The organism is Mesorhizobium sp. WSM1293, from assembly GCF_000513875.1.
Lineage (GTDB): Bacteria > Pseudomonadota > Alphaproteobacteria > Rhizobiales > Rhizobiaceae > Mesorhizobium > Mesorhizobium ciceri.
Genome location: NZ_AZUV01000009.1, coordinates 344,078 through 350,405 on the forward strand (window position 1 = coordinate 344,078; position 6,328 = coordinate 350,405).

A 6,328-nucleotide genomic window follows, 5' to 3' on the forward strand; every position below is an offset into this window, starting at 1 on the left:
GTCACGTCACGCGCAGTGCGAGGCCGCGGCTGGGCACGGTGTCGGCCTCGCCGGGCATCGAGACATAAGGGCGCGTTTCCTCGACGCGGGTGACGAGGCCTTGCGCCTCAAGCTCAGCGATGCGCGTGGCGAAGCCCTGATCCCACAGCGAGTTCTTGACCGTCAGCACGATGATCCCGCCCGGCCGGCAGATGCGGATCAGTTCGTCCAGCCCCTCGACGCCGACATGACCTGATGTGAAGACGCCGGCCGAGATCACTCCGGCATAGGCATCATCGGCAAAGGGCAGATGACCGCCCAGCGCCAGGCAATGGAGCGCGGAATAGACACCCTTGCGGGCCGCCTGATCCAGCATGCCTTGTGAAATATCGAGTGCCTCGACTTGCGGGTAACCGGCAATATCAAGCCATTCGCCGATGAGACCGGTGCCGGCCCCGGCATCGAGCAGCGGTGCTGAACCGCGCGGCAGATGGCGGGTCAGCAGCGCAAGGCAGATCGTCGGATGGCGATAGCCGGCGGCCGACATGTCGGCGTCGTAGGTCTGCGACCAACGATCATAAAGTGCGGCGACCTCTTCGGGCCGCTTTGCCGCGTAGGCCGCGCCAAGCGCACCCTGATGTTTGTTGTCCGCCACTTTGATCCAGTCCGCCAATTTTTGATCTCGCAGTGATGATAGCCAAAGCGCGAAAATTGTGGAACCGTTGCCGCGACAAATAACAGTGTGTGGGGGCGCAGGCATGATTACAGACGAGGCGCGTGCGGCACTGGACGCCATTCCCATGCTGGCCGGCTACAGCGGGCCGCTGGAACGGCTGGGCGGCCTCACCAACCTCGTCTTCAAGGCCGGCGACTTCTGCCTGCGCATTCCCGGCAAGGGCACCGAGGAATACATCAACCGGGCCAACGAAGCGGTGGCCGCACGCGAAGCGGCAAAAGCAGGGGTCAGTCCCGAGGTGCTGCATGTCGATGCCGGCACCGGGTTGATGGTGACACGCTACATCGCCGGCGCCGAAACCATGTCGGAGGAGAAATTCAAGGTTCGGCCGGGCAGTCCAGCCCGCGCCGGCGAGGCCTTTCGCAAGCTGCACAATTCAGGCGCGGTGTTTCCCTTCCGCTTCGAGCTGTTTGCGATGATCGACGACTATCTCAAGGTGCTGTCCACCAAGGAGATCGCCCTGCCCGCCGGCTATCATGACGTGGTGCGCGACGCCGAGAGCGTGCGGTCGGCGCTGGCCGCCCATCCGCTGCCTCTCGTCGCCTGTCATTGCGATCCGCTGTGCGAAAACTTCCTCGACACCGGCGAGCGGATGTGGATCGTCGACTGGGAATATTCGGGCATGAACGACCCGCTCTGGGACCTTGGCGACCTCTCCGTGGAAGGTAAATTCGATCTGGCGCAAGACGAAGAGATGATGCGCGCCTATTTCGGCGGCGAGGCGAGGCCGGCGGAGCGCGGCCGCATCGTCATCTACAAGGCGATGTGCGACCTGTTATGGACGCTGTGGGGGCTGATCCAGCTCGCCAACAACAACCCGGTCGATGATTTTCGCGCCTATGCCGACGGGCGGTTCGCGCGCTGCAAGGCGCTGATGGAGACGTCCGAGTTTTCACGGCATCTGGCGGCGATCCGCCGGGGGTGAGCCTGGACTAATTCACGCCCTTCGGAACGTTTTCGGGCGGCACCGTGGTCTCGACCACTTTCTGGCGATGGAAGATGAACAGACCGGCGAGAACGACGATGCCCGAGCCGATCAGGATGCGCGGGCCTGGAACGTCGCCGAAGAACACCAGTCCGAACACCACCGCCCACAGCAGCAGCGTGTAATGCAGCGGCGCCAGCGTCGAGGCCGGCGCCAGCTTGAGCGCCCTGGTGATCATCAGATGGGCGCCGCAGGAGACGATGCCGAGCAGCAGCATGGCGCCGAGATCGAGCGCCGACGGCGTCTGCCAGGCGCCGATGCTCAGCACGCCGCCGACCAGCAGTGTGCCGATGGTCTGCCATGTCACCAGATTGGTGTCGCTGGTGCCGCGCAGCCGGCGGTTGAGGATGATGGCGAAGGCGAAGGAGATACTGCCCACCAGCGCAAAGCCTGATGACAGCGAGAACGCCGCCGACGAGGGTTTCAGCATGATCAGCACACCGCAGAAGCCGAGCAGGATCGCCATCCAGCGGCGCCAGCCGACCTTTTCGCCAAGCAAGAGGTGCGAGAGTGCCGCGACGTAGATCGGCCCCGCCATGTAGAAACTCATCACATCGGCCAGCGGCAGATAGACCACGGCGGCATAGAAGAGCGCGGTGTCGAGCGTGGTCATCACCACCCGCAGCAGCTGCAGCTCCAGGCGTTCCATGCGAAACAGCTTGGCCGGGCCCTGGTTGGCGATCATCGGGCCGAGCACGAAGAAGGCGCCGATGGAGCGGATCAGCACCACCTGGCCGACGGAGAAGCTGGCGACCAGCCATTTGCCCATGGCGTCGTTCAGCGCAAACAGGAAATCGCCGGCCAGCATCAGCAGAATGCCGGCCAAAAGCACATTCCTGATCGTCGAATTCTGCGCCACGGGCTGCGTCATGCCGATCCCGATTCCTCCCTGGTAAGCCGCGTCGTAGACGGAAGTGGCTGCCTTGACGAGGAGAATTCGGGCAATGGGTAAGACCAGCGCCGGGAATCGGCTGTATCTAGCTGGATATGTGCCGCCGGTTCACCATTCCCGGCCTTCCGCCGATGGACAGCCTGGTTTCCTGCTTCGTCCGCTCCGCCACCACCTTGCCCCTGGCAATGACGCACAGGCGCTCGGCGCGCAGCCGCAGGGCCTCGACCGGATTGCCGGCATCGAGGACGACAAGGCTGGCGCGCTTGCCGACCGCCAGGCCGAGATGATCGAGGCCCATGATCGCGGCATTGACGTTGGTGACCATGTCGAAGCAGCGCGCCATCTCGGCCGGGCTCGACATCTGAGCGACGTGCAGACCCATGAAGGCGACGTCGAGCATGTCGGCTGTGCCCAGCGAATACCAGGGATCGAGCACGCAATCCTGGCCCCAGCCGACGCGAATGCCGAGCGCCAGCATTTCCTTGACCCGGGTCAGGCCGCGGCGCTTCGGGAAGGTGTCGTGGCGGCCCTGCAGCATGATGTTGATCAGCGGATTGGGAATGACCGAGACGCCGGCCTCGGCGATCAGCGGCAGCAGCTTCGAGACGTAGTAATTGTCCATCGAATGCATCGAGGTGAGGTGCGAACCGGCGACCTTGCCCTGCAGACCAAGACGCTGCGTTTCATAGGCCAACTGCTCGATATGGCGCGACAGCGGATCATCGGTCTCGTCGCAATGCAGGTCGACCATCAGGCCGCGGCTGGCCGCGATCTCGCACAGCTCCGTTACCGAGCGCGTGCCGTCGGCCATGGTGCGCTCGAAATGCGGGATGCCGCCGACGATGTCGACGCCCATGTCGAGCGCGCGGATGGTGTTTTCACGCGCCGATGGAGAGCGATAAAACCCGTCCTGCGGGAAGGCGACCAATTGCAGATCGATGTAGGGAGCGACCGTCTTCTTGACCTCGAGCAGCGCCTCGACCGCCAGCAGGCGGTCATCGCAGACATCGACATGGGTGCGGATGGCGAGCAGGCCCATCGACACCGCCCAGTCGCAATAGGCCAGCGCGCGATCACGCACCGCCTCATGCGTCAAAAGCGGCTTCAACTCGCCCCACAGCGAAATGCCTTCGAGCAGCGTACCCGACGCGTTGATGCGCGGAATGCCGTAGGAGAGCGTCGCGTCCATGTGGAAATGCGGATCGACGAAGGGCGGCGAGACCAGATTGCCATGGGCGTCGACCTTCGTCCGCGCGGAACCCTGGAGAACGGGCTCGATCGCCGCGATCGTCTCACCGTTGATGCCGATGTCGGCAACCCTGCCATTAGGCAGTGTGCCGCCGCGAACGATAAGGTCGAAATCCATCCGTCGTCATCCCGTCAAAAGAATCATCTGATATAGCCGAGGCTGAAAATCGCATCCCGTCGATGCCGCTTGCAACAGCGATTTGTCCGCGGCGGCCGCGGATGGTTTCATCCGGCCGCAACTCCCTCTATAAGCCGCCTTCGTTGTCCCGGTTTCAAGGATCCGCCGTTTGTTTCGTTTCTTCCGCTCGACGGAAAACCAGCGCCTCGTCGCGAGGTTGATCCGGGAATCCTTTTATCAGCACAGGTTTGGCTACGGCGCCGCGATCTTGTCGATGCTTGTGGTGGCCGCCACGACCGGCGCCAGCGCCTGGATTCTCAAAGAGATCACCGACGAATTCGTAGTTTTCAAGCGGATTGACCGGGTCAACCTGATTGCGGGCGGGGTCGCCACGATCTTCATCCTCAAGGGCCTCGCCAACTTCATTCAGGCCTATTTCATGAGCCGTGTCGGCAACGCCATCATCGCCGACCGCCAGCGCAAGATCTACGACCGCATCCTGGCGCAAGGCATCGAATTCTACCATTCGACCTCGTCGTCCGACCTGATCACACGCATGACCAACAATGCGCAGGCGGCACGCAACGTGCTCGACCTCGTTGTCACGTCCTATGTGCGCGATCTGTTGTCGCTGGTCGTCCTGGTAGGAGTCATGGTCTGGCAGCAGCCAGCCTTGTCTATAATCTGCTTCGTCGTCGGCCCCTTGGCTATCTACGGGGTCAACCGCATCCTGAAACGTGTTCGCAAGTTCGCCGCGATGGAGTTTCGCTCGGTCGGCCAGATCGTGCAGGTGATGCAGGAAACGGCAATCGGCGTGCGCGTCGTCAAATCCTTCAACCTCGAAGGCGCAATGCGCAACCGCATGTACAAAGCGGTGTCGGACGTCGAGAACCGGGCCAACAACATCGCGACGCTGGAGGCTGCGACAAGCCCGGTGATGGAGACGCTGGCCGGGCTGGCAATTGCCGGGGCCATCTTCGTCAGTGGCTTCCTGGTCTTGCAGGGCGGCCAAATGCCGGGAAACATCATGGCCTTCATCGGGGCACTCCTGTTTGCCTATGAGCCGGCAAAGCGCCTTGCGCGCGTGCGCATATCGCTGGAAAGCGGCATTGTCGGCGTGCGTATGATGTTCGAGCTCGCCGACCAGCCGCTCACTCTGGTCGAGAAGCCGGACGCGAAGCCGCTTCTGGCCGGACCGGGCGAGATCCGGTTCGACGCCGTCGACTTCGCTTATCAGAAAGGGCCGCCGGTGCTGGACAGGTTCGATCTGACGCTTGCGCCCGGCAAGATGACGGCGCTGGTCGGGCCTTCCGGCGGCGGCAAGTCGACGATTCTAAACCTGATCATGCGCATGTATGATCCGCAGAGCGGCAGGGTGCTGTTCGACGGTCAGGATATTTCCCATGCGACGCTCGCATCGCTGCGGGAAAAGATCGCCTATGTCAGCCAGGATACGTTCCTGTTTGCCGGCACCATCATGCACAACATCCGGCTTGGGCGCGAGGGTGCGACCGACGATGAGGTGATCGCCGCCGCCAAGGCGGCCAACGCGCATGACTTCATCAGCGCGCAGGCGAAAGGCTACGAGACGGATGTCGGCGAGAATGGCGGCCTACTGTCGGGCGGCCAGCGCCAACGGATCTCCATCGCACGCGCCATGCTGCGCAATGCGGAGATCCTGCTGCTGGACGAAGCGACCAGCGCGCTCGACGCCGAATCGGAAGCGCTGTTCCGCGACGCGCTGCAGCAATTGACGGAAGGCCGCACGACGATCGTCATCGCGCACCGTCTGTCGACCGTGCACCAGGCCGACACAATCGTGGTGCTCGAAGCCGGCAAGGTGGTGGAAAGCGGCCCGCACAAGACCTTGCTCAAGCAGGGCGGGCTCTATCAGAAGCTTTATGAGTATCAGTTGATGCCGTAGCACTCTCTTCCCTTCCCCCACTTGTGGGGGAAGGTGGATCGGCGCGCGGCGCCGAGACGGATGAGGGGTGTTCCAGCGGAGTGAGACGTCGGTGTTCTCTGGAACACCCCTCATCCGTCGCCTGCGGCGACACCTTCTCCCACAGGGGCTAGCGTGCGCACACATTTGCTTCGTGCTGTGGTCAAGCGTGAAGAAGCGACGCCGGAAAATGGCTTGAAGTGTTTGAACCGCATGTGATTCTGTAGCTGCCATTGTTCTGGAGGCTACGACGATGGCTTTGCTGCTTGGATACTTCGGCGACCTGCGCCTGCAAAAAAGGGGAGCATGGTTCTGGAGCGCATGTTTGCGCGTGTCAGCGCGGGCATGCGCCGGCTGGCCGACACGCGCGCCGAGAAGGTTGCGTTCACGCGCCTGTTTCGCAATCGCCACGTGAGCAAGCACGAGAT

5 protein-coding genes are annotated in these 6,328 nt (G+C 62.8%); 2 read left to right on the forward strand and 3 right to left on the reverse strand.

Going from position 1 to position 6,328, the window contains the following annotated elements; all coding sequences use genetic code 11:
* Position 1 precedes the first annotated feature (1 nt).
* Entirely contained in the window at positions 2-634 is a 633-nt protein-coding gene (locus M729_RS0113360; RefSeq protein ID WP_027161836.1) for a class I SAM-dependent methyltransferase, read from the reverse strand.
* 103 nt (positions 635-737) lie between these two features.
* On the opposite strand from M729_RS0113360, the gene M729_RS0113365 reads away from it, so the two are divergent.
* The gene (locus tag M729_RS0113365; protein WP_027161837.1) at positions 738-1,640 is read left to right on the forward strand and encodes a phosphotransferase family protein; all 903 of its coding nucleotides are present in this window, start codon (positions 738-740) and stop codon (positions 1,638-1,640) included.
* A gap of 7 nt (positions 1,641-1,647) precedes the next feature.
* Here the strand turns inward: M729_RS0113365 and M729_RS0113370 are convergent, their stop codons facing one another.
* Both M729_RS0113370 and M729_RS0113375 read right to left on the reverse strand, forming a co-directional pair.
* Positions 1,648-2,571, reverse strand: coding sequence for a DMT family transporter (locus M729_RS0113370; protein ID WP_013528034.1), 924 nt, complete (start codon positions 2,569-2,571; stop codon positions 1,648-1,650).
* Between the two features lie 106 nt (positions 2,572-2,677).
* Entirely contained in the window at positions 2,678-3,958 is a 1,281-nt protein-coding gene (locus M729_RS0113375) for an amidohydrolase family protein (RefSeq protein ID WP_027161838.1), read from the reverse strand.
* Between the two features lie 169 nt (positions 3,959-4,127).
* Between M729_RS0113375 and M729_RS0113380 the strand changes: the two genes are divergently transcribed.
* On the forward strand, positions 4,128-5,882 hold the full coding sequence (locus M729_RS0113380) for an ABC transporter ATP-binding protein (protein WP_027161839.1): 1,755 nt from the start codon (positions 4,128-4,130) through the stop codon (positions 5,880-5,882).
* Positions 5,883-6,328: the final 446 nt, after the last annotated feature.